Source organism: Bacillus cereus group sp. BfR-BA-01382 (genome assembly GCF_022663475.1).
Classification (GTDB): domain Bacteria; phylum Bacillota; class Bacilli; order Bacillales; family Bacillaceae_G; genus Bacillus_A; species Bacillus_A thuringiensis_S.
In genome coordinates this window covers 1-295 of the sequence record NZ_JAKUFQ010000343.1, presented here as the reverse complement: position 1 = coordinate 295, position 295 = coordinate 1, and the positions used below count along the sequence as shown (strand labels likewise).

The following is a 295-nucleotide window of genomic DNA, read 5'->3' as shown; positions in this document are numbered from 1 at the left end:
AGAGAAGCGTAAAGACATGTTTGCAGGATTAGATGATCAGGCGAAAGCAAAAGCGAAGTCGATTTTAGAGCAAAAGAAATCTGGAAAATTAACGCATGAGCAAGCAAAAGAGGAATTAACAAAGTTAGGCGTGAAAATGCCGGAGAAAGGTAAGCATGGAGACATGTTTGCTAACTTAGATGAACAGGCGAAAGAGAAAGCGAAGTCGATTTTAGAGCAAAAGAAATCTGGAAAATTAACGCATGAGCAAGCAAAAGAAGAATTAACAAAATTAGGTGTGAAACTTCCAGAAAAA

The 295-nt window shown here is 37.6% G+C and carries 1 pseudogene; it reads left to right on the top strand.

The annotated features are described in order from the left end of the window. A pseudogene (locus MR160_RS34260) lies at nucleotides 1-295 on the top strand (hypothetical protein); the annotation flags it as partial.